At 33.3% G+C, this 22,775-nt stretch carries 18 protein-coding genes and 1 tRNA gene; 9 read left to right on the forward strand and 10 right to left on the reverse strand.

Annotation, left to right across the window (positions count from 1 at the left end):
- Positions 1-31: 31 nt before the first annotated feature.
- Genes ABD941_RS10340 through ABD941_RS10355 form a run of 4 tightly spaced genes read right to left on the reverse strand, consistent with a single transcriptional unit; the run spans position 32 to position 3,819 of the window.
- On the reverse strand, positions 32-970 hold the full coding sequence (locus tag ABD941_RS10340; RefSeq protein ID WP_345274057.1) for a hypothetical protein: 939 nt from the start codon (positions 968-970) through the stop codon (positions 32-34).
- A gap of 16 nt (positions 971-986) precedes the next feature.
- Entirely contained in the window at positions 987-1,949 is a 963-nt protein-coding gene (locus tag ABD941_RS10345) for a DUF6175 family protein (protein WP_345274058.1), read from the reverse strand.
- Between the two features lie 21 nt (positions 1,950-1,970).
- A complete protein-coding gene (locus ABD941_RS10350; protein WP_345274059.1) occupies positions 1,971-2,492 on the reverse strand; it encodes a hypothetical protein in 522 nt (173 codons plus the stop codon).
- A 22-nt stretch (positions 2,493-2,514) separates the two neighbouring features.
- Positions 2,515-3,819: a hypothetical protein gene (locus ABD941_RS10355; RefSeq protein ID WP_345274060.1), complete on the reverse strand. Its 1,305-nt coding sequence runs from the start codon at positions 3,817-3,819 to the stop codon at positions 2,515-2,517.
- 304 nt (positions 3,820-4,123) lie between these two features.
- On the opposite strand from ABD941_RS10355, the gene ABD941_RS10360 reads away from it, so the two are divergent.
- Both ABD941_RS10360 and ABD941_RS10365 read left to right on the forward strand, forming a co-directional pair.
- Positions 4,124-6,133, forward strand: coding sequence for a tetratricopeptide repeat-containing sensor histidine kinase (locus ABD941_RS10360; protein ID WP_345274061.1), 2,010 nt, complete (start codon positions 4,124-4,126; stop codon positions 6,131-6,133).
- Positions 6,130-6,774 carry a response regulator transcription factor gene (locus ABD941_RS10365; protein WP_345274062.1) on the forward strand — a complete coding sequence of 215 codons (645 nt, stop codon included), beginning with the start codon at positions 6,130-6,132 and terminating at the stop codon, positions 6,772-6,774. Before ABD941_RS10360 ends, ABD941_RS10365 begins: the two co-directional genes overlap by 4 nt.
- Before the next feature lie 65 nt (positions 6,775-6,839).
- Here the strand turns inward: ABD941_RS10365 and ABD941_RS10370 are convergent, their stop codons facing one another.
- Positions 6,840-7,004 (reverse strand): hypothetical protein, encoded by a 165-nt coding sequence (locus ABD941_RS10370; protein ID WP_345274063.1) that lies wholly within the window; start codon positions 7,002-7,004, stop codon positions 6,840-6,842.
- Between the two features lie 127 nt (positions 7,005-7,131).
- Between ABD941_RS10370 and ABD941_RS10375 the strand changes: the two genes are divergently transcribed.
- Positions 7,132-8,991, forward strand: a complete 1,860-nt coding sequence (locus ABD941_RS10375) for a tetratricopeptide repeat protein (protein ID WP_345274064.1) — start codon at positions 7,132-7,134, stop codon at positions 8,989-8,991.
- Positions 8,984-9,730: a LytR/AlgR family response regulator transcription factor gene (locus tag ABD941_RS10380; RefSeq protein ID WP_345274065.1), complete on the forward strand. Its 747-nt coding sequence runs from the start codon at positions 8,984-8,986 to the stop codon at positions 9,728-9,730. The genes ABD941_RS10375 and ABD941_RS10380 overlap by 8 nt, the downstream gene beginning before the upstream one ends.
- 68 nt (positions 9,731-9,798) lie before the next feature.
- Here ABD941_RS10380 and ABD941_RS10385 read toward each other — a convergent pair whose 3' ends face one another.
- Positions 9,799-11,265, reverse strand: a complete 1,467-nt coding sequence (locus tag ABD941_RS10385) for a glutamate synthase subunit beta (protein ID WP_345274066.1) — start codon at positions 11,263-11,265, stop codon at positions 9,799-9,801.
- A gap of 2 nt (positions 11,266-11,267) precedes the next feature.
- Positions 11,268-15,782 carry a glutamate synthase large subunit gene (gltB, locus tag ABD941_RS10390; RefSeq protein WP_345274067.1) on the reverse strand — a complete coding sequence of 1,505 codons (4,515 nt, stop codon included), beginning with the start codon at positions 15,780-15,782 and terminating at the stop codon, positions 11,268-11,270.
- Positions 15,783-16,281: 499 nt separating this feature from the next.
- Here gltB and ABD941_RS10395 point away from each other — a divergent pair, with 499 nt between their 5' ends.
- From ABD941_RS10395 to ABD941_RS10410, 4 genes are all read left to right on the forward strand, one after another.
- The gene (locus tag ABD941_RS10395) at positions 16,282-17,325 is read left to right on the forward strand and encodes a porin (protein WP_345274068.1); all 1,044 of its coding nucleotides are present in this window, start codon (positions 16,282-16,284) and stop codon (positions 17,323-17,325) included.
- An 80-nt stretch (positions 17,326-17,405) separates the two neighbouring features.
- Entirely contained in the window at positions 17,406-17,744 is a 339-nt protein-coding gene (locus ABD941_RS10400; RefSeq protein ID WP_345274069.1) for a P-II family nitrogen regulator, read from the forward strand.
- A 22-nt stretch (positions 17,745-17,766) separates the two neighbouring features.
- Positions 17,767-18,987 carry an ammonium transporter gene (locus ABD941_RS10405; protein ID WP_345274070.1) on the forward strand — a complete coding sequence of 407 codons (1,221 nt, stop codon included), beginning with the start codon at positions 17,767-17,769 and terminating at the stop codon, positions 18,985-18,987.
- Between the two features lie 146 nt (positions 18,988-19,133).
- Positions 19,134-19,472, forward strand: a complete 339-nt coding sequence (locus ABD941_RS10410) for a P-II family nitrogen regulator (protein WP_345274071.1) — start codon at positions 19,134-19,136, stop codon at positions 19,470-19,472.
- 486 nt (positions 19,473-19,958) lie between these two features.
- Here ABD941_RS10410 and ABD941_RS10415 read toward each other — a convergent pair whose 3' ends face one another.
- Entirely contained in the window at positions 19,959-20,594 is a 636-nt protein-coding gene (locus tag ABD941_RS10415) for a 50S ribosomal protein L25/general stress protein Ctc (protein WP_345274072.1), read from the reverse strand.
- A 47-nt stretch (positions 20,595-20,641) separates the two neighbouring features.
- Positions 20,642-21,583 (reverse strand): ribose-phosphate pyrophosphokinase, encoded by a 942-nt coding sequence (locus ABD941_RS10420; protein ID WP_345274073.1) that lies wholly within the window; start codon positions 21,581-21,583, stop codon positions 20,642-20,644.
- 147 nt (positions 21,584-21,730) lie between these two features.
- Between ABD941_RS10420 and ABD941_RS10425 the strand changes: the two genes are divergently transcribed.
- Positions 21,731-21,812, forward strand: a tRNA-Leu gene (locus ABD941_RS10425).
- A gap of 292 nt (positions 21,813-22,104) precedes the next feature.
- On the opposite strand, the gene ABD941_RS10430 is transcribed toward ABD941_RS10425, so the two are convergent.
- Positions 22,105-22,752 (reverse strand): T9SS type A sorting domain-containing protein, encoded by a 648-nt coding sequence (locus ABD941_RS10430; protein WP_345274074.1) that lies wholly within the window; start codon positions 22,750-22,752, stop codon positions 22,105-22,107.
- Between the last annotated feature and the right edge of the window lie 23 nt (positions 22,753-22,775).

The following is a 22,775-nucleotide window of genomic DNA, read 5'->3' on the forward strand; positions in this document are numbered from 1 at the left end:
ATATTTGTTGAAATAATTAAAGGTTAATATTTTAATACCACCCCCTTATATTGTAAGTTGGTTTTTGATTTAAACCATAAGCAACACCTATATCTCTTGCGGCTTGAATTCTGGATTTTTCAACATCTAATTCTATAAGTTTATATTGCCATTTTCCTTCTATAAGTTCTTTGGCTTTAATGCGTTCTGCTATATTTTGGTATAGTGTTTTTACATCTTCAAAACAGGTGGCTTGTGGTTCAATAGTTGCTAGAATGGCTCCTGCTTCATTTGCAGCATTTAAATCTTGATTTGCGGCCCAAATACTACTAGCTTCATTCAGTTTACGTTTACAGCTAATATTTATAGCTTTAATATAAATAGGATTTATTTTGTTTTTAACTTTATCAAAACAAGTACTGACTTGGGGAACACTAGCCAAAGTAGCTAAAGCTTCGTTATACTTATTTTGAGCACTTAAAGCATCCGCTTTTTTAAGCACTAAATTGCAATTTGCATTGTAATATTCTATAACTCGTTCTTTTCCTTTTTTTACAAAGTCTTGAAGTATAGGGTTTCTAGGTTTTATTTGTCTTATAGCTGCTATATATGCTTTGTTTTCGTTTGTTCCAACGCCTTTTACATTTATAGTTTCGCTTCCAAAAACAGTGCTTTCAATACCATCTCCTATATAAAATGTAACTTCTAAGTTTAGAGCAATTTTAGGTGGTGCGCTTGCTACTATATCTTTACTTAATACCATTACATTAGGCGTTATGATAAAACGAGAATTAAAACTGTTATCACCAATACCTTTATTGGTTATCATTTGAGTTAGCTTATTCCCTAACATTTTTTTTGCAGATTGAGGAATGGATTCAATTTGAAGAGGCACATACGCCCCAATAAAAATGCCGTCGTAATTAATATCGTCTTGTGCAACTAGTGTTATTGAACTAATTAGCATTACGCAGTATATTATTTTTTTCATCCTTTTTGATTTTTAATTATTTACCGCCTAAAATTATAGTGGCTCTACCCAGACCTTTCATAACTAATTTGTTAGGTATATTAAAAGGTGCATTTTTTAAATATTTGCTAAGTCCGTTAGTATAACGTCTAGCATCTATGGCTCTATTTTTTTCATTGTAAAGTGGTATTCTCACTTGTTCAAACAAGGCCATATTATCAGTAATATCCGTAGTGCTAAACCTGCCTTTTACTGTGTTATCGGCTAACCAATCTTCGATAATATAACCGAGTTCTTCGTCGTCATCTCCATATTCGGTTTCTAAGTCACCATCCCAATCATCCCATTTTTGAATTCGAATAATAATTTCCCTGCCGTTTTCAAACATATCATCAAAATGTGCTTGTAAGCGTTCCGTAAATTTATCCATGTGCGACAAAACTGCTTCTGATAGTAAAACAGGTAATTCAGCAGAAAAAGATTGAGCGCCAGTACCAGCAGCCGTTGCTATTTGCTTATCGGTATACGCATCAATGCCTTGTAGGTTAAAGGTTATCGATTTTTTGGGTCCCATCTTATTAACAACCCAAGTAAGCTGCATGATAATATCTGCTTTTGCTACTTTTTTTAGAGCATCAATAGGGCTCTCGTTTATTCCGCTACCCGTATTTTTAGAAGTTCTTAAATTGTCTTCTGCCGAATTAGATTTTAAGGTTTTAATAGCAGATTCCATATTTTTAAGTGGAAAACCTCTGTCGGCCATCATTCCGTTTATCTGGCTAATAACCAAAAGCACATCAGTATCTTCCTGAAATGCCTTTTGATAGTCTGGTATTTTAACCATGGTACCTTGGTCATTAAAATTTAGAACATATCCATTTTTAATACACCAAGCGTCACTAGGCACTACCATAAGTGTTGGTTTTTTGGCTTGGCTATAGGCAACTGTGGCTATTAGTAGGTAACTTAATGAAAGGACTAATTGTAAATGTTTTTTCATAATGATTTAATTTTTAATTTATCAAAACCCAGATGTTAAGCTTCTAACGATACCTTCTCTTTCAAGGCGTTTTCTTAATTGATCGGCTTGAATATTAACAACAACACCAATTTTATATTCGCGTTTACTGATTTTTAAGCGATCTCCCGCTGCTATACTTCCATCTGTAGCAGCTGATACATATTTAAGATACTCGCCCCCATCTGCAAAAAAAGCATCAAAAAATTCTTGGAACTCACCTTCTGTTTCAGCAGATTTTACCATAGGACTAAATGAAGTACAACCTTGTCCTCCTCCAGCATAGCCTTTAAAAATAATACCATGCACGGCATTCTTCATCGATCTAGATATAGCATGCTTAGGGTTTTTTGAATAGGACCATACCTTAACCAATTTAGATCCTAGTTTAGCAATACCTTCGCATTCCAAATCATATCGCCATATTTTGGTGTCTTCATTGGCTTTGTTTTTTTTCCATTGGGCGTTAGCATGAGTTCCCATGACTAGTAATACAACTAACACTAAAATGTTTTTTAAGTTCATATTTAGATTATTTAAGATTCTATTAATTAATTTGTCTAATAAGCATGCCTGCAAAGTATTTTTTCTTACCACCACTAAATGTTGTATACTTTATATTGGATTGATTTTCTTCATCGGCATTAAATCTATTGTCCCATATCAGATCTTTTTCTACTTTAATAACACCTAGGCGTTTAAATTTTGCAATTCCATTTTCATCAAGCATTTGCTCTAAAACTTCATACTTATCACCTTTTTCCAAACCTTCTTTTAAACCTATTTTGGCCGCTAAGGGCTCTGAACTTATAAGTGGTGTTTTGGTCCTGAACACTTCATGTTTTCTTTGTAGTTTGGCAATAACATTATCAATAGCCTTTATTGTAGCGTTGCTTATTAAATCTTCGTTGGTTTTTGTTGTTAAGGTTGTGCTTTGTATATCTGCCCATGAGGTTTCGGTGCCTATATACTCCAGTTTAAAAATATCGGTTTCATCATAGGCTTTTTTCTTTTCTAAATCTATGTTACTATCTTGATTCCAAAAATCATTGTAAAAGATAGAGGCAACTTCATCATTCCAAATAAGTTTGTATAAATGGGCCCTAGTTTTAATAACATACCCTTTACCTACAACGCCTATAACCTCTGAGGTACCTTCTGCTGCAAGCGCTATATTTGAATTACCATATTGAGAAGCTACAGATGTAACATTACCAAGAATGCCTTTTGCTTTTTTTGCAACCTCCTCTTTATTGGTGTAATTAAAATCGTTTACAATTACAAATGTGTTTTTAATTAATGCTTCGCCTGCGTCTGCTAACAGTGCAGTACCCCGTTCACTATTATTGGCTATTTTAACATCTAAATCTGAAGCATTATAAAAACCGCGTGCTGCAATTAAATCCATATTGAACCCTCCTAATTCACTTCTGTTAAACCATTTAGAAACCATGGTTTTTGCTATATTATTTGTGTTTAAATAGTTTAGAGCTGCTAAATACTGATATTCTTTTTCCTCTTTATTACTATTCATATTTAACTCTTCTGATATTTTTGATAAAAGCCCACTCTTTTTTGGTGTATCAACAGGTGGCGTGTAAACAAAAACAGAATCTGTTTTAGGAATCATTCTAAGATCAACAATATGATTATTAAACTTATCAATTAATGGAGCATTAATAAAAATATCTTGTATGGCTTTACTATGCTCTCTAGTATCATCAGATATCATGAGCGTGTGGAGAGAACTCCTTTTATATTTAATAGCTATGGTGTTTACGTTTTCTTGAGAAAAACCTTTACCACAAAAAATGAGTATTAAAAAAAGTACAAGTCTTTTTTTTACTTTCATATGTTTATATTTTTTGTGTAACACCCTATAATCATTTCCTGTACAACTAATCCATTTACAGGTTACGGGTATTCCATTGCGCTTGATTTAATGCGTTAATAACAATCTGCAAAACAATAAGAAAAGCAGTAAAACGGAAGATTTTGGGGAGGCAAGTTGAAATCCTGTGTCTAGCTCGATTTCTGATATCAATATTACTATAACTACATAAGAAGCACAATCCGTAAATTCCCGTATTTTTATAATTGCCCATTTTTAAACTTGATATTTTTTATATCTTGTTGTGCGGTAACCCGTTTAGTTTATGAAACACCTTTTAGGTATTCTTTTTTTTATATTATTTTTTAATTTTTTATCTGGGCAAAACAAAAAAGATGTTATTGACATACAAATAACAAAAGGAGATAGCCTAAATAAATTAAAACAATACACTGCTGCTTTAGCGCCTTATGAACTAGCATTAGCCATAGCTTTAGATAAAAAAGATAAAGAGCAACAGGCTACTTTATATAAAAAAACAGGAGTACAATATTATAGAATAGCACAATATGATATTTCCGAAAACAGATATCAAAAAGGATTGCGTTTAGATAGTATTTCTAAAACAGCAGCTGATTTATATTTTAATTTATTCCTAGTAAAAAGAAAACTAAACCAACAAGATAGTACACTGCTATATTTAGAAAAAAGCCTTAACTTATATAAAACATTAGAACAAGACAAATCAGCTTACAACGTTTTTTTAAGTGCCGGCATTGTTTATAAAGAAGTACAATTATACGACAAAGCTTTACTGTATTTAATCGAGGCTTATAATGGCTTTACCCGTTTAAAAAATGAAAACAAATTGGCCTATGTATGTACAACTATTGCTAATATCCAAAATCGTTTAAAAAATTATTATCAAGCTTTAAACTATCATAAACAAGCCTTAAAGTTGCATAAAAAACTCAATAATCCTCAAGGTATTGGAAGGTGTTATTCTAATATGGCAAATGTGTATGGCAACTTAAACCTTGTAGATTCTGCAATGGTTAATTTTCAAAAAGCACTAAGTTTTACTAAGGAAAAGAATGGACAATACGCTATTGCTTTGAGTAATTTGGCTAATACTTATAAAAAAACTGGAGATATAGATTTAGCGAATAAATCTCTTAAAGAATCTATTGAAATTAATACATCTTTAAAAGACACCTTATCGCTATTATATAATTATAATGGCATGATAAGTTTATTTTTGGAACGCAATAATCTGCCTAAAGCTAAATATTATATAGATAAGGCTGCTTTGTTAGTACCTTCTGTTTCAGACAATATTGCTATACTCAATTATTATGAAAGTGAAGTTGAGTATCATCAAAAAAAGAAAAACTATAAAATGGCTTTAGCGTATCAATTAAAATATTCTACGCTTTATGAAACTGTTTATGATATTGAACAAACAGAAATTGTTCAAAATTTACAAGCACGATTTGATTATGAAAAAAAGGAAAATGAAATCCTAAAACTAAACTTAATTAACAAGGATTCCCAACTACTGCTCGCAGAAAAAAATGAAAGCATTAAAAGCAAAAACCTAACACTTATCATATTAGCTATAATAATGATCTTGTTAATTGTAACCTATTATCTTTTTTCACAAAAACAAAAGGCTACCATACAAAGTGCTAAAATAGAAAAGCTTGAAGCCATATATGAAAGCCAAGAAACCATTAAAAAACGAATAGCTAGAGATTTACACGATATTATTACCACTAATTTTGATGGACTTAGACTTAGGATTTTAGCACTTAAGCCCACATCAAAAAAACCAGAATTAATAGATGGCATTACAACCGATATTAAAAATGTTAATCGCCAAATACGGGTGGTTTCACATCGTCTGTATCCATTAGAAATGCAAATGGGTAATAATCGAAAATTTAAAGATATTGTAAAATCCAGATTAACCGAGTTTCAGTTATACGGAAACATTTTTGTTGATTTAGAAGACAGCTTACCGGAAGCCATTAATGATCTTAACTTATCTACTCAAAATAATTTTTATGGCATATTACTAGAAGTTTTAAATAATATTGAAAAACATGCACATGCTACAAAACTTACCATAACATGTTACACAGATAGCAAAGATTATATACATTTTGTATTTTTAGATAATGGTATTGGCATAGAACATCATGCAAAAGAAGGCATTGGGCTACTTAACATTAAACAACGATGCGAGATTATAAACGGGTCTTGTAACATCCAAAAAGTTGACTCTGGGACAGAAGTGCATATCAGTTTCCCACTTAAAAAAAATGAAACATGATAACAGCAATAAATATATTAATAGTGGATGACTCTGTAATTTTTTCTCAAGGCTTAGCCTCCTTATTAGAGCAATATCCTAAATATGTAAAAAGTATCAAGATTGCCCACAATTACAAACAGGCCATGACAGTTTTAGAGCATGAAAAAGTGGATTTATTAATACTTGATCTTAATTTTGAATCTGAAGACTATAACGGCTTTAGTATTGCAAAAAAAGTAAAAGCCTTATATACTAAGGTTAAAATAATAATCCTTACACAACAAGCAAAAATAGACAACTATGAAATTCTAATTAATGATATTGATGTTGATGGGTATTTAGATAAACAATTAGGCATTGAAGAAACATTAGAAGCTTTAGAGTGCGTTGCTAAAGGGGAAAAGTATGTTGACAAAAACATAAAATCGATGTTAGAAATTGGTAAGTGGCTCGATATTTCCAATAGAGAAAAGGATGTTATCGGTCTGCTCTCAAAAGGTTTTACTCAAAAGGAAATTGCCGACAAACTATTTATTAGTAGCAGAACCGTAGAAACGCATATTAAAAATTTAACTAATAAAATTGAAGCAAAAAACACAACACAATTAATCGCCATTTACACAAAATATAAAGAAGGGAATAGAGAAAATACGTATTAAGAAGAGGTTATAAAACTAACCCATTTTAGAAATTAAATGAGTTAGTTCTAAAATAGGTATGATGTTTAATTATTAGGATCTAATGGTGGGCTTGCATCTTGGTCGGATGGATCTATTAAAATAGGATTAATAGAATCATCAGTTAAGATATCTTCTTCTACTGTACAAGATGTTATTGCAAGGCTAAATGCAAAAAATGACAAATAAAATAGTTTGACTAACACTTTCATAATTATTAGGATTTTTAATTAATTGTGTTATAAACCTAGTTTTAAAGCCCTCTAAAAACTATAAGCGATTATTATTTGCTAGTGTTGATTTATTATTTGTGGAAATGTGATAAAAAACTGATTACATATGGATTATTCTAAACCCTTTTGTCTCGATATGAGCTTGTTTTATCTTGCTGTGTTTTTTATAACATTAAGTTTTTCGCAACCACAAAAGGAAATAGACTCTCTAATACTTCTATTAGAAAACAATACACAAAGAGATTCGGTTAGAGTTAGGTTACTCCTTACTACATCATTTAAATTGAGGCATAAAGATTTGAACGAAGCCCGTAGCTTAGTAGATGAGGCATTAGACATTTCATCTGAGCTTAAATGGATTAAAGGGAAAGCTTTATCATTAAGGCAAAGCGGAATGATTTATTATAGAGAAGGAAATAGTTTAAAAGCCGTTGAAGTCTGGTATGATGCTCTAAAAAAGAGTAGCGCTATTAAAGAAGCTAAAGATTTTGAATTAACTATATATGGCAACTTGGCCAATGTGTATGCAGATTCTGGAGAATTTGAACAAGCTTTGGATAATTATAACAAATTCTTGGAATTAGCTAAAAAGTTAAATAATAGAAAATATCAAATTCAAGCATTAACTAATATTGGAACATTACTTACGGAAAAGGAAACTCGGATTAAAGAAGGCATTCAGACTTTGGAAAAAGCCCTTGCTATGGCTAAAAAGGAAAACATACAACAATATGTTGTTAGTATATTATTAAATATTGGGCTTAGTCATAAAAGAAATGAAGATTATTCTAAAGCTTTAACATATTATCAGCAAGCCAATAAATTATCAAGGAAAACAGGAGACAAATATGTTGAGCTTTTAACACTTAATAATTTATGTAATGTAAACATTTCCCTGTCCAATTATCATGAAGCAGAAATTTATGCTAAAAACACCTTAAATATGTCAAAAGAAATGGGGTCTATTGAATGGCAATCTAGTGCATGGGAATCGCTTTCACATATATATGAAACCAAAAATAATAGTGAAAAAGCTTTAAATGCCTATAAAAAGCATATAAAACTTAATGATAGTTTTGCGTCTCTACAAAACAAAGAGAAAATAGCCAAATTAGAGGCAGAATATCAATACAATCAAGAAAAAAATCGCTTAAAAGCTGAAGCTGATAAAAAACAACTTTTAGCTCAAGAAGAAATTAACAGACAAAAATTAATGACAAATACATCAATTTATGCTGGAAGTGGTATTGTATTAGCTTCAATAATTGGATTTATATTATACAGGCGTAAGCAAGATGCGGTTGTAAAATCTAAAGAAGCCGAATTTAAGACCAAAGTGGCAAATACCGAATTGAAGGTTCTGAGAGCTCAAATGAATCCACATTTTATCTTTAATTCATTAAACTCTATTGGAAGTTATATTTTGAATAATGATACCGATGCTGCTAATAATTATTTAACAAAGTTTTCTAAGTTAATGCGTCATACCTTAGAAAATTCAGAAAGAGAAGAAATATCGCTTGAAAAGGATATTGAACTATTAAAAACCTATTTAGATATTGAAAAAAAAAGATTTTCTCAAGGATTTAATTATGACATAAAAATTGACGATGCTCTAGATACTAAAAACACACTAATCCCACCTATGATTCTTCAACCTTTTGTGGAAAATAGTATCTGGCATGGTATAAGTAAATTGGAAGGTAACGGAACTATATCTATTGAAGTTAAAAAAAATAAAAATGTGATTATATATTCCGTTGATGATAATGGTATAGGAAGGAAAAAGTCTAGAAAGTCCAATCCCTCTAAAAAAGAATCCTTAGGAATAAAAATCACTAAAAACAGAATAGATATTATAAATAAAAGAAAAAACGTCAATGCCAATTTAAAAATAATCGATAAAGAAAACGGAACAAGAGTTGAAGTTACATTACCTTTAGAATTAGAATTTACAAATGATTAAAACGATAATAGTTGACGATGAGCAACATTGTATTGATGCGATAATAAAGCTAACATCAAAATATAAAACTGTTTTTAATGTTATTGGTTGCTACAAAACTGTTACTGACGCCATAGTTGCTACTAAAATCTTAAACCCAGATTTAGTGTTTTTAGATGTTGAAATAGATAATCAAACAGGGTTTGATTATCTAGAACAAATACGGGATATTAATTTTCAAGTTGTATTTACTACCGCCCATAATAAATATGCAGCAAAAGCTTTTAAATTTAGTGCATTACATTACTTGTTAAAACCTATTGATATAGATGATTTTGGTGAGGCTGTAAAACGAGTTACAAATGGTTCAACTCTAAAAAATTTAGAAGAAAACATTAATGTACTCATGCACAATTTAAAAATGAAAAATGCTGAAAAACGAATAACTATTAATACAGCTACTGATTTTAGGGTATTAGAAGTTTCAGAAATTTTGTATTGCCAATCCGATATAAATTATACCGATATCTTTACTATAGATCATGAAAAAATAACGAGTGCTAAAACATTAAAATCATATGATGATTTACTAACAGACTGTAATTTCTATAGAGTTGATCAATCCTATTTAGTCAACCTAAAGTATGTAAAAAAGTACACTAGAGGCAAACCAGCCTATGCTATCATGTCCAATGGTGCAAAAATTAAGGTGTCTTTAAATAAAAAAGAAGGGTTTTTAAAAGCATTAACAGGCTTTTAGGAATTAAATAAGCATAAAAAAATGCGAACTAAAAAGTTCACATTTTTTATTATATATATTGACACGTATTAATGTACACCCAATAAATCACCTGATGCGTTTTTAGTTGGCAAATCAGATTTGCCCATCAAGTAAATATCGACTTGACGTGCAGCTTCTCGACCTTCTGAAATAGCCCAAACAATTAATGATTGTCCACGACGCATATCACCAGCAGTAAATATGTTAGGCACATTAGTTTGGTATTTACCATAATCTGCTTTATAGTTAGAACGCGCATCTCTTTGCAATCCTAATTGATCCGCAAGTGTATTTTCAGGTCCTGTAAATCCAAGTGCCAATAATGCCAAATCGCACGGCCATGTTTTTTCAGTACCTTCAATTTCTATTAATTTTGGACGCTCACCAGGAATCATTTCCCATTCAACATTAACTGTTTTTAGCGCCGTAAGTTTCCCGTTTTTGTCGGTTACAAATTCTTTAGTATTTATTAACCAGTTACGTTCAACACCCTCTTTATGGGATGATGATGTTTTTAACTGTAATGGCCAGAAAGGCCAAGGTGTCGTTGGAGAACGATGTCCAGGAGGTTTTGGCATAATTTCAAAATTAACGACCGATTTGGCCCCTTGACGGTTTGATGTTCCAATACAATCTGAGCCTGTATCACCTCCTCCAATAACAATAACATGTTTATCGGTTGCAAGGACTTGATCTTTTACCTCTTTACCAAAAACCACTTTAGTTTGTTGGGTTAAAAAATCCATAGCTTGCACCACACCATCGGCATCAATACCTGGTGTTGGTAAACTTCTTCTTTCTGTAGCACCTCCACAAAGAACAATAGCATCAAAAGCTTTTAATTCTTCTACAGACACATTAACACCTACGTTAGCATTTACTTTAAAACTAATGCCTTCTGCTTCTAAAATAGCTACACGACGGTCTATGATCCCTTTTTCCATTTTGAAATTAGGAATCCCATAGCGTAATAATCCACCAATAGCATCATCTCTTTCAAAAACAGTAACGGTATGGCCTGCTCTATTTAATTGTTGCGCAGTGGCTAAACCAGCAGGTCCAGAACCAATTACCGCAATGGTTTTTCCTGTTCTGTTCTTTGGTGGTTGTGGTTTAATCCAGCCTTCTTTAAAGGCACGCTCCACAATATTTTTTTCAATATTTTCAATAGAAACGGGGTCTTCTATAATCCCCAAAACGCAAGCTTGCTCACAAGGTGCTGGGCACAAACGTCCTGTAAACTCCGGAAAATTATTGGTAGAGTGTAGTATCCAAGATGCTTTTTGCCATTCACCTTGATGTACCATATGATTAAAATCTGGAATTAAATTCCCAAGTGGACAACCACTATGGCAAAATGGAATACCGCAATCCATACAGCGAGACCCTTGTTCTGTAATGTCTTTATCACTTAAAGTTACTGTAAATTCATTATAATGCTCTACGCGCTCTTTTACGGGCTTGTATGCTTCATCTTTTCTTTCGAATTCTTTAAAACCTGTTACTTTCCCCATTGTTATACTATTTCTAATTCTTCAACCATGACTTCCCCTTTTGCTAAACGTGCTAACGCTTTCTTATATTCAGTTGGCATAACACGAACAAAATTCTCTAAACTGTTATCCCAATCAGCTAATAATTTCTTACCTAATTCACTCTCTGTATATAAAACATGCTTTTCTATCCATCCTTTTAAATCGGCAGCATCTTCATCTAAAATAGCTTCAAAATCAATAGTTTCTGTATTACATAATCCATTTACGAACTTATTTTCTGGATCGTAAACATAGGCAATACCACCACTCATACCAGCAGCAAAGTTTCTACCAGTACCTCCTAGTACAATGACTTTTCCGCCTGTCATATATTCACAACAGTGATCACCTACACCTTCAACAACTGTAGTTGCTCCAGAGTTACGAACCGCAAAACGCTCGCCTGCAATACCATTAATGTAGGCCTCACCTTCTACAGCACCAAATAAGCATACATTACCTACTATAATATTATTTTCTGCAATAAAATCGGCTTGAGTTGGTTTCTTAACAATCAGTTTTGCTCCAGATAAACCTTTACCTAAATAATCATTGGTGTTTCCTTCTAGACTAAACGTCAATCCATGTGCACCAAAGGCGCCAAAACTTTGCCCTGCTGAACCTGTAAAGTTTATATTCAATGTATTTTCAGGTAAACCAAGATGCCCGTGTGCTTTAGAAATTTCATTACTAATAATAGCGCCAACGGAACGGTCTACATTACTAATAGGAAATTCTAAAGTTGTTGGTACTTTATTTGCAATAGCAGTTCTAGAATGTTTTAAGATTGTAAAATCCAACACCTTATCTAAATTGTGGTCTTGTTTTCCTGTATTCTTAACGGTCATCTCTTTGTAAGCTGTAGGTCGGTGTAAAATCGATGATAAATCCAAGCCTTTTGCTTTATAGTGCGTAATGGCTTTATTAGCATTTATTTTATGGGTCTGACCAATCATTTCATCCATGGTTCTAAACCCTAACTGTGCCATAATCCCTCTTAATTCTTCAGCAATATAGAAGAAGAAGTTAATAACATGCTCTGGTGTGCCTTTAAAGTTTTTACGTAATTCTTTATCTTGAGTTGCAATTCCTACGGGGCAAGTATTTAAATGACACTTACGCATCATAATACAACCTGAGGCAACTAATGGTGCTGTGGCAAATCCGAATTCTTCGGCACCTAATAAGGCGGCAACTGCGACATCGCGCCCTGTTTTTAATTGACCATCACATTCTACAACTATACGGGAACGCAAATCGTTTAATACTAATGTTTGTTGTGCTTCTGCCAATCCAAGTTCCCATGGAAGTCCAGCATGTTTTAACGAGGTTAGCGGCGAGGCTCCTGTTCCACCATCATAACCAGCAATAAGTACAACATCAGCTTTTGCTTTGGATACGCCAGCAGCAATTGTCCCTACACCGACTTCCGATACTAATTTTACATTAACTCTAGCTTCACGATTGGCATTTTTTAAATCGTAAATTAACTGTGCTAAATCTTCAATAGAATAAATATCGTGATGTGGTGGTGGCGAAATCAACCCTACAAAAGGTGTTGAGTTACGTGCAGCAGCAATCCATGGCAATACTTTTTCGCCAGGCAATTGCCCACCTTCTCCAGGTTTTGCACCTTGAGCCATTTTTATTTGTATCTCTCTAGCATTAGATAGGTAGTGCGATGTTACACCAAAACGACCGGAAGCCACTTGCTTAATAGCCGAGTTACGGCTATCGCCATTAGCATCTGGAATAAAGCGTTTTCTGTCTTCTCCACCTTCACCTGAATTGGATTTTCCTCCAATTCGGTTCATAGCTATGGCCAAATTTTCGTGGGCTTCTCTAGAAATAGATCCGTAAGACATCGCTCCCGTTTTAAAACGTTTAACGATATCTGTCCAAGGCTCAACTTCATCTAATGGAATCGGGTCTAAATTATCAAATTCAAATAAACCACGAATAGTCATTAAGTTTTCAGCTTGATCATTAACCGCTTTTGCGTATACATCATAGCTGGCTTGATCACTCAATCTAACGGCTTGTTGTAATTTAGAAACCGTTGTTGGGTTGAACAAATGACGTTCTCCATTTCGTCTCCATCTGTAATCTCCACCAATATTTAAACCTAAACGTTTATGAATGTATGTATCTGGATAGGCGTATTTGTAACGCTCACTAATTTCTTTTTCAATTTCGTATAACCCAATACCTTCGATTCTTGATGCGGTATACGGGAAATATTTTTCCACAAATTGCGAGTTGAAACCAACAATTTCGAATATTTGAGAACCTCTGTACGAGTGTAAGGTCGAGATTCCTATCTTGTTCATTACTTTTAAAATACCTTTCCCGATAGCTTTGTTGAAATTATCAACTGCTTTTTGCTCGTCCATACCAGTAATGAAGCCATCTTTTACTTGCATTCTGATAATTTCGTTTACCATATATGGGTTAATAGCGGATGCGCCATAACCAAATAGGGTTGCAAAATGATGCGGCTCACGAGGTTCTGCAGATTCGATAATAATATCGAAATAAGAACGCTTACGTAAACGGTTCATTTGGTGGTGTACATAAGAACAGGCTAATAGAGAAGGGATTGGAGCAAACTCTTTATTTACACCTCTATCGGATAAGATAATGATGTTTGTTCCTCTTAATAGGGCTTTTTCTATTTGTACTATAATATCATCTAAAGCGTCTTCTAGTCCATTAAGCCCTTTTTCTTTAGGGTAAAGCATCTCAATAGTTTCGGCTTTAAAGCTTTCTACAGAAATACTTCTAATTTTTTCTAAATCGGCATTGGATATAACAGGGTTTTGAATTTTTAATTTTCTGCATTGTCTTTCTGTAATGCTGAATATGTTCCTGTCTTTTCCTAATGATAAACTAATATCGGTAACAATTTCTTCACGAATCCCATCTAAAGGAGGATTGGTTACTTGAGCGAATAATTGTTTAAAGTAGTTTGAAATTAATTGTGGTCTATCCGATAAAACAGCCAAAGGCGTATCGATGCCCATAGACCCTAAAGCTTCTTTACCAACAACAGCCATTGGCGTAATAACTTCTTGAATATCTTCAAAAGTATAGTTAAATAAGCGCTGTCTTGTTTTTATATCGATGGTTTCAATAGGACAGGTTTCATTATTATAAGGAATGTCCTTTAAATGTAATCTTGTTTTATCAAGCCATTCTTGATAGGGTCTCTCGGAAACAATTTTACTTTTAATTTCTTCATCGTTAATAATACGTCCCTCGTTCATGTCTACCAAGAACATTTTTCCGGGCTCTAATCGACCATGACTTTCTACATCTTCTGGGGCAACTTCTACAACACCGATTTCTGAAGACATAATCAGTTTACCACTTTTGGTAACGGTATATCTTGATGGTCTTAACCCATTACGGTCTAATAAGGCTCCTATATAATCGCCATCGGTAAATGGTACCGAAGCAGGTCCATCCCATGGTTCCATAAGGCAAGCATTGTACTCGTAGAATGCCTTGCGCTCCTTAGACATTGTTTTATGTTTTTCCCAAGCTTCAGGAATCATCATCATCATCACTTCTGGTAATGAACGTCCGGTATGCGTTAATAATTCAACTACCATATCCATAGAAGCAGAATCTGATTTTCCTGGTAATATAATTGGGAATAATTTATCTATTTGAGGTCCAAAAACGTCACTTTTCATAATCTCTTCTCGAACACGCATCCTACTTACATTACCACGTAAGGTATTAATCTCGCCATTCTGACACATAAAACGGAATGGTTGTGCTAATTCCCATGCGGGCATAGTGTTGGTCGAAAAACGTTGGTGCACTAAAGCTAAGCGTGTCACGAGATCTTCTTGTTGTAAATCCGTAAAATAAGGCCCAATATCTTCAGGCATAATTATACCTTTATATATTAAGGTTGTATTTGATAAACTTGGCAAGTAAAAATAACTGCTTTGAGACATTTTAGATTGTCTGATAGCATGTTCTGTAATTTTGCGCGCTGCATAAAGCTTGGCTTTAAAAACAGCTTCGGTAATAGCTTCTGTTTTACCAATAAAAACTTGTTCAATATTGGGTTCGGAAGCTAAAGCTATTTCTCCTAATTGTGAAGCATCCACAGGAACCTCTCGCCATCCTAAAACAGAAAGGCCTTGAGCTTTAATTTCTTCTTCAAAAATATTTTTACAATATTGGTATTGGTTTTCAACTTTAGGTAAAAACACCATACCAACAGCATATTCTCGTTGTTCAGGAATATTGAATTCGCAAACACGTTTAAAATAATCGTGAGGAATATCAATCAATAAGCCAGCACCATCTCCTGTTTTTCCATCTGCGCTAACACCACCTCGGTGTTCTAATTTCACTAAAATTTCTAGCGCATCATGAATGATTTGATTTGTTTTCTCTCCTTTAAGATTACAAATAAAACCAGCGCCACAATTTTCATGTTCAAATTCTGGTAAATAAAGTCCTTGTTTCTTCAGCATAATCGTTTAAAAACTTGAGTTGAAAGGTAAAGATAGGCACTAGTACTTGAATTTCAACAAGGGCTATTTCATTATTTCGATTATTGAAGCGAACGCGAGTTAAAAATAATTATATATCAATATTATACTGGTTTTTTAATAAATATTCAATCCTAATTTTTTAGTAATAAATAGCAATATGTGAATTAATTCTAACAACTGGTTGAAATAACGAAAAAAAAAGTATTAGAATATAGAAAATACTGACAATAATTCAATTAAAGTCATTGTTAAAAAACCAAAAAATGTTAAAATAAACTTAATACCTCTAAAAAAATAGGGTAAATTATGGAATATTGACAAAAGTAACCTAAATACCCCTATTTTTTATGGGGGTTAAAAGTTTTTGATATAGTTTTGGCTCGTTCTTAAGGAAAGGTTAGATCTAAAAAATAACTAAAAAAACAAAAACTAATCAAGTTTAGATCTAATAAACTAATAACTTAAAATGAAAACAATTATGAAAAAACTTTTTACACTTTCAATGCTTTTTGTAGCAACTGCATTATTTGCTCAAGAAGAAGTAACAGAAAAAAAACTTTCAATTAGTGGTAGTGTTGATGCTTATTATAGAGCAAACCTAAATGCTCCTAATGATGAGAATGCTATTGCACCAGGATCTTCATTTGCTCAATTACCAGGCTTTGCTTTAGGTATGGCAAACGTTGTATTAGGTTACGAAGGCGAAAAAGCTGGTTTTGTTGCCGATTTAGTATTTGGTCCAAGAGGTACAGATGCTATTTTTAACTCGCCATCTTATTCAGCGACTGGAAATATTATTAACCAATTATATGCTTACTGGAATGTTAGTGAGTCTGTAACATTAACATTGGGTAACTTTAACACCTTTTTAGGTTATGAAGTTATTTCTCCAACGGCTAATTTTAACTACAGTACATCGTATTTATTCTCTTATGGTCCTTTTAGCCATACTGGTATTAAAGCCGATATTGCTTTATCTGATGATTTTAGCTTAATGTTAGGTGTTATGAATGATACAGATGTAACCGAATTCAATACTACTGGTGATTATGCTTTTGGTGCTCAATTAGGGTATTCAGGTCAATTCCTAAATGTATTGGTTGATCCTTCTTTCTTTGAAATAGATTTTACTGGTGGATTTGATTTATCAGATGATTTCTTCTTAGGAATAAATGCAGCTTACTTAAAAAATGAAGATGTAGGCCCTATAGACGGTGGTGCTTTTGCTGGTGTGGCTTTATATCCTCAATTAGCGACTTCTGATGCCTTTACTATTGGTTTAAGAGGAGAGTATTTTACTGAAACTGACGGAGGTGCTGGAGCTATTGGAGCTTACGATGCTGATGGTGATTCTTCAGTATTTGCTGTAACACTTACAGGTAGCCTTGCTGTTGAAAATTTAACGATCAAGCCAGAACTAAGATTAGACTCTGGAAGCGAAGATGGAACTTTTATAGATAACGATTTAATGCCATCTAAAAGCTTAGGTTCTTTTGTATTGGCTGCTATTTATTCTTTTTAAATACCCACATAAAACATTCCTAAACGATACGTTTAGGAATGTTTCTTATTTTAACTAATCAATAAAACCATATATATAATATGAAAAAAATTGAAGCAATTATTAGAAAATCCAAATACAGCGCGGTTAGAGATGCCTTGCATAATGTTGGAGTAAATTTCTTCTCTTACTGGGATGTAACCGGTTTAGGAAATGAAAAAGAAGGACACGTATATAGAGGCGTATCATATAGTACAAGTGATATTCAACGTAGACACTTATCAATTGTTGTAAACAATGATTTTGAAGAGACAACCATTAAAGCTATCCTTACTGCAGCTGCAACTGGGGAAGTTGGAGATGGAAAAATATTTGTTTCGGATATCAACGAGTGTTACAGAATACGAACAGGAGAAAAGGGTGGCGACACTTTAAAATAATAACATTAAAATAATTTAAATTATGGAAGGATTATTTACAGCTAATAACGTATGGATGATGGTCTGTACAGCACTCGTTTTCTTTATGCATACAGGTTTTGCATTTCTTGAAATTGGGTTAACAAGACAAAAAAATACAATTAATATTTTATTCAAAAACATTTTTATCATTACAGTTGGTCTATTATTATACTATTTAGTAGGTTTCAATTTAATGTATCCTGGTGAATTTAACGGATATATTGGATCTATTGTTCCTGGTATTGGAGCTCCAGAAGGTGGAATGACACCAGACTATGCTGATGGTGGTTACACATGGTGGACAGACTTCTTGTTCCAAGGTATGTTTGCTGCTACTGCTGCAACAATTGTTTCAGGAGCTGTTGCTGAACGTATGAAAATTGGACCATTTATGATATTTACAATAATCTATGTAGGATTAGTTTATCCTATTGCAGGTTCTTGGAAATGGGGTGGTGGATTCTTAGATGAATTAGGATTCTACGATTTTGCAGGTTCTACTTTAGTACACTCTGTTGGTGGATGGGCTGCTTTAGTTGCCGTTTACTTATTAGGGTCTCGTATCGGGAAATTTAAAGAAGGTAAACCACAAGCTATTCCAGGACACAACATACCGTTAGCTACTGCAGGTGTTTTAATACTTTGGTTAGGATGGTTTGGATTTAATGGAGGTTCTGTACTTTCTGCTGATCCAGAATTAACATCATTAACTTTGGTTACTACATGTTTAGCTGCTGCCGCAGGTGGTGTAGTTGCTGCCTTAGTATCATTCTTAAAATACAAGAATTTAGATTTAACTATGTTCTTAAATGGTATTTTAGGTGGTTTAGTTGGTATTACAGCTGGTGCAGACGTTATGACTCCAGAGAGCGCTATTATTATTGGAGCTATTGCTGGAGCTATTATTGTATTTGCGGTAAGTCTTATAGATAAATTAAGATTAGATGACCCTGTTGGGGCTATAGCAGTACACTTAGTTTGTGGTATTTGGGGAACTTTAGCTGTTGGAATATTTTCAACTAACCCAGATCATAACTTTATGGCACAATTAACAGGTGTTGCTTGTTATGCTGTATTTTGTATTGTAACATCATTCATTATCATATTTGTGCTTAAGAAAACTGTAGGTATAAGAGTTTCTGAAAAAGAAGAATTAGAAGGTCTTGATTTACATGAACACGGTATGAGTGCATACTCAGATTTCCGAATGAACGAGCATTAAAAACTTAGTTTAGTTAGTAATTAAAGGGTGTTATACATAAAGTATACACCCTTTTTTTGTTATTGGGTTTACTTGAACTCTGCTTATTCTTTAAAATGTTATTTTTATTCTTTATTTTTATAGAAACGATCAATAATTACATTATTATGAAGAAAATAGAAGCCATTATAAGAAAGTCAAAGTATAAAGCCGTTAAGGAAACCCTTCATAACGCTGGGGTTAATTTTTTTTCCTACTGGGACGTTACGGGAATAGGGAACGAAAAGGAAGGTCATGTGTATAGAGGTATTTCATATAGCACCAATGATATTCAACGCCGATACCTTTCGATTGTAGTCAATGATGATTTTGAAGAAGCCACCATTAAAGCTATTATCAGTGCTGCTGGTACCGGTGAGGTCGGCGATGGCAAAATTTTTGTTTCAAATATAGAAGAATGCTATAGAATTAGGACAGGCGAAAAAGGCAAAAACACGCTGAATTAAGCTGAGTTTGACCTAAGTTATATTGAAAAAAAATCCACTTGTCATATCCATGTCGACAAAGCAAAGCATGAGCGACGAGACACCTTACTATGATAAGGTTCCGTGTCTGCTGAAAACTACGCTGTACTCACATACTTAAAGCACAACAAATACACGAATAGTTTCTTAGCATCATTCTTCTGTCCTAGTCTTTCGTCATTTGACAGAAGCTTTATAATATTGATTTTCTAGTAATATCCTCGATAAGCCATAAACTATATCATGGGTTATGACTATCGATTAGTGTCCTAGGTATTCTTAGTGCTTTATTCCGAGAGCTCGGAACGAACAATTCATGAAGTTAAATGATGGGAGTCCAAGTGTCATCCCACACCATTTCAAACAAAAAAACTGAACAATATTAATATTGTTCAGTTTTAAATATTTTAACTAGCATACGATTACCTCGATTGATTATTTAAGACTAGTCATATAAGGATTTAGCATCTATTCTTGAGTTGCCTCAGCTGCTGCTGGTGCTTCTGCACCTTCAGTATCCTCTGCTCCTTCTTCTTCTTCTTCTTCTTCTTCAACCGCTACTCTAGATGTGCTAACTCGACAAACTACGGTAGTATCTGATTGTAAAAATGTATAATCTCCAGCAGGTAAATCCCCTACCGCTACTTTATCACCAATTTTTAAAGGCGTAATATCTATTTCGATAAAATCCGGTAAGTTTATTGGAAGTGCCTTAATACGTAATTTTCTATTGTTTCTTCTTAAAACTCCACCGTTCTTAACACCTCTTGAGTTCCCTACAAGGTTAACCGGAATATTTAAAGCAATTTCTTTATCTTCAAATAATTGATAGAAATCAACATGTAAGATTCTATCTGTTACTGGGTGGAATTGAATGTCTTGAAGTACTGCATTTAAAGTTTCTCCATTGTCTAACTCAATCACAACTGTATGCGCATTAGGTGTGTATACCAGTTTAGAGAATGCTAATTCAGCTGCTGAGAAATGAACTGGCTTATCTCCTCCGTATAATACGCAAGGAACCTGACCAGCATTACGTAAAGCTTTTGTTGATTTTTTGCCCACGCTTTCTCTTTGAGATCCGTTGATTGTAATTGATTTCATAATTGTTATTTAATATATAATTTAATTAATATTCTTTTTTAAGTGACTTACATCACAAATTTTGAACTAATCGATTGGTTGTTATGTACTTTATCCATAACCTGAGCAAATAAATCTGCACAACTTAAAACCTTAATTTTATCACTTAAAGGCTTAACAGGTATGGAGTCTGTAACTATTAATTCTTCTAATTTTGAATTGTTTATATTCTCATAAGCCTTCCCTGATAATATAGGATGCGTACATATAGCCCTTACGCTTAATGCGCCACGCTCCATCATTAAATCGGCCGCTTTTGTTAATGTACCTGCTGTATCCACCATATCATCTACCAATACAACATTTTTTCCTTCTACATTACCAATAAGTTCCATATGGGAAATAACATTGGCTTTTGCACGTTGCTTATAACAGATTACTACATCACTTTTCAAGGCCTTAGAATAGGCATAAGCTCTTTTAGAACCTCCCATATCTGGTGAAGCAATGGTCAAATTATCAAGGTTTAAATCTTGCAAATAAGGCAAAAAGATTGTTGATGCAAATAAATGATCCACTGGCTTTTCAAAAAATCCTTGAATTTGATCCGCATGCAAATCCATCGTTATAATTCGGGTTGCACCTGCAGCTTCAAGCATTTTTGCAACTAATTTTGCTGCTATAGGAACCCTTGGTTTGTCTTTTCTGTCTTGCCTTGCCCATCCAAAATAAGGAAGTACTGCTGTAATATGTCTTGCTGAAGCTCGTTTTGCAGCATCTATCATTAACAACATTTCCATTAAGTTTTCCGGACCAGGATTAGTCGAACCAATAATAAAAATCCGTGTACCTCGTATAGACTCCTCATACGATGGTTGAAATTCACCATCACTGTAAGTCGACGTAATAACATTCCCTAATTTAGCACCAAAAGCCTTAGCAATTTTTTCACCTAGAACTTTACTCCGTGTACATGCAAAAATTTTGGCTTCTGTTATAACAATTGGCATAGTTAACTTGTTGTTTTAGAGTGCGCAAACACCACGTGGTTTTTAACGAGGTGCAAATTTATACATTTATTTTAACCTAAAAAGTATATTGACGGGTATTTTTATGTTTAATATCGAAAAAAACTATATTTTTGCTGTCCGAAATATGCTCAAGTGGCGGAATTGGTAGACGCGCTGGATTCAAAATCCAGTTTCTTCGGAAGTGTGGGTTCGATTCCCACCTTGAGTACAAAAGGCTTTAACAGAAATGTTTAAGCTTTTTTTTATTCAGGTACAACAATCAGTTTATACAGATAACTTCTAAAAACACCAATATAGTTAAAAGTTTTATCAAAAATCAGCGCCTTTTTATGTCCTAATCAGCGGTTTTTCTAAACGATCTAGTCATTATAATATTAAAAGCACTTGCTCCAATGCTTGCATAATAGAATGTAAAAACCGAAGGTTTAATAATCTTCGGTTTTTATGCTACTAATCCTAATTGAAATCATATAAAAAGTATGCCTAATTAATTTGTGATTTTAGTTTATCAATATTTTACTTGACTTAACACCCTTACCATCTACCTTTATTTTGGCAATGTAAATTGCGGATGACAGATTTACAAAATTATTTTCTTTAGTAATGTTTTGAACTTCACGTCCGAACAAATCATAGATTTTTAGCTCATATTTCTCTGAAGCATTAAGGCCTTTAATATGAATTCTATTATTTGAATATAAGACATTAATGTTATTCATTAATTCAGAGTCTTTAGTTGATAAGGCAGCATTTTGCAGGTTAATTTGAGTAGCAGGATAATCCCCGGCTAACCAATTCCATCCAGCATCACTTAATTCAATTACTAATTTATAGTTAAACGGACTTGTCAGATCTGCAGTTTGCGTAGTTCCTGGTGGTATTGTAAAGTCAAATGAGCCTGTTACATTGGTTCCTGCTGGAGCAGGACTTAATGACCCATCTGCAACCATTGCAGACCATGTAAAGTCATTATATAAATTTATAGCACAGTAAATATTCCCATCGGAAGGAATGGTATATTCATAGTTAATAGTAACTGTGGTTCCAATTTGAGCTTCAGATAATGTGGACGTAAAAGTAATTGATTGCGCATTAAAGGCTTGTAAAAAGCTAACAAATGCAAATAATACTAGTAGTTTTGTTTTCATAATATCATATTTATTTAGTTAAT

Origin of the sequence: Flaviramulus aquimarinus (assembly GCF_039543205.1) — a bacterium.
GTDB classification, from domain to species: Bacteria; Bacteroidota; Bacteroidia; order Flavobacteriales; family Flavobacteriaceae; genus Flaviramulus_B; species Flaviramulus_B aquimarinus.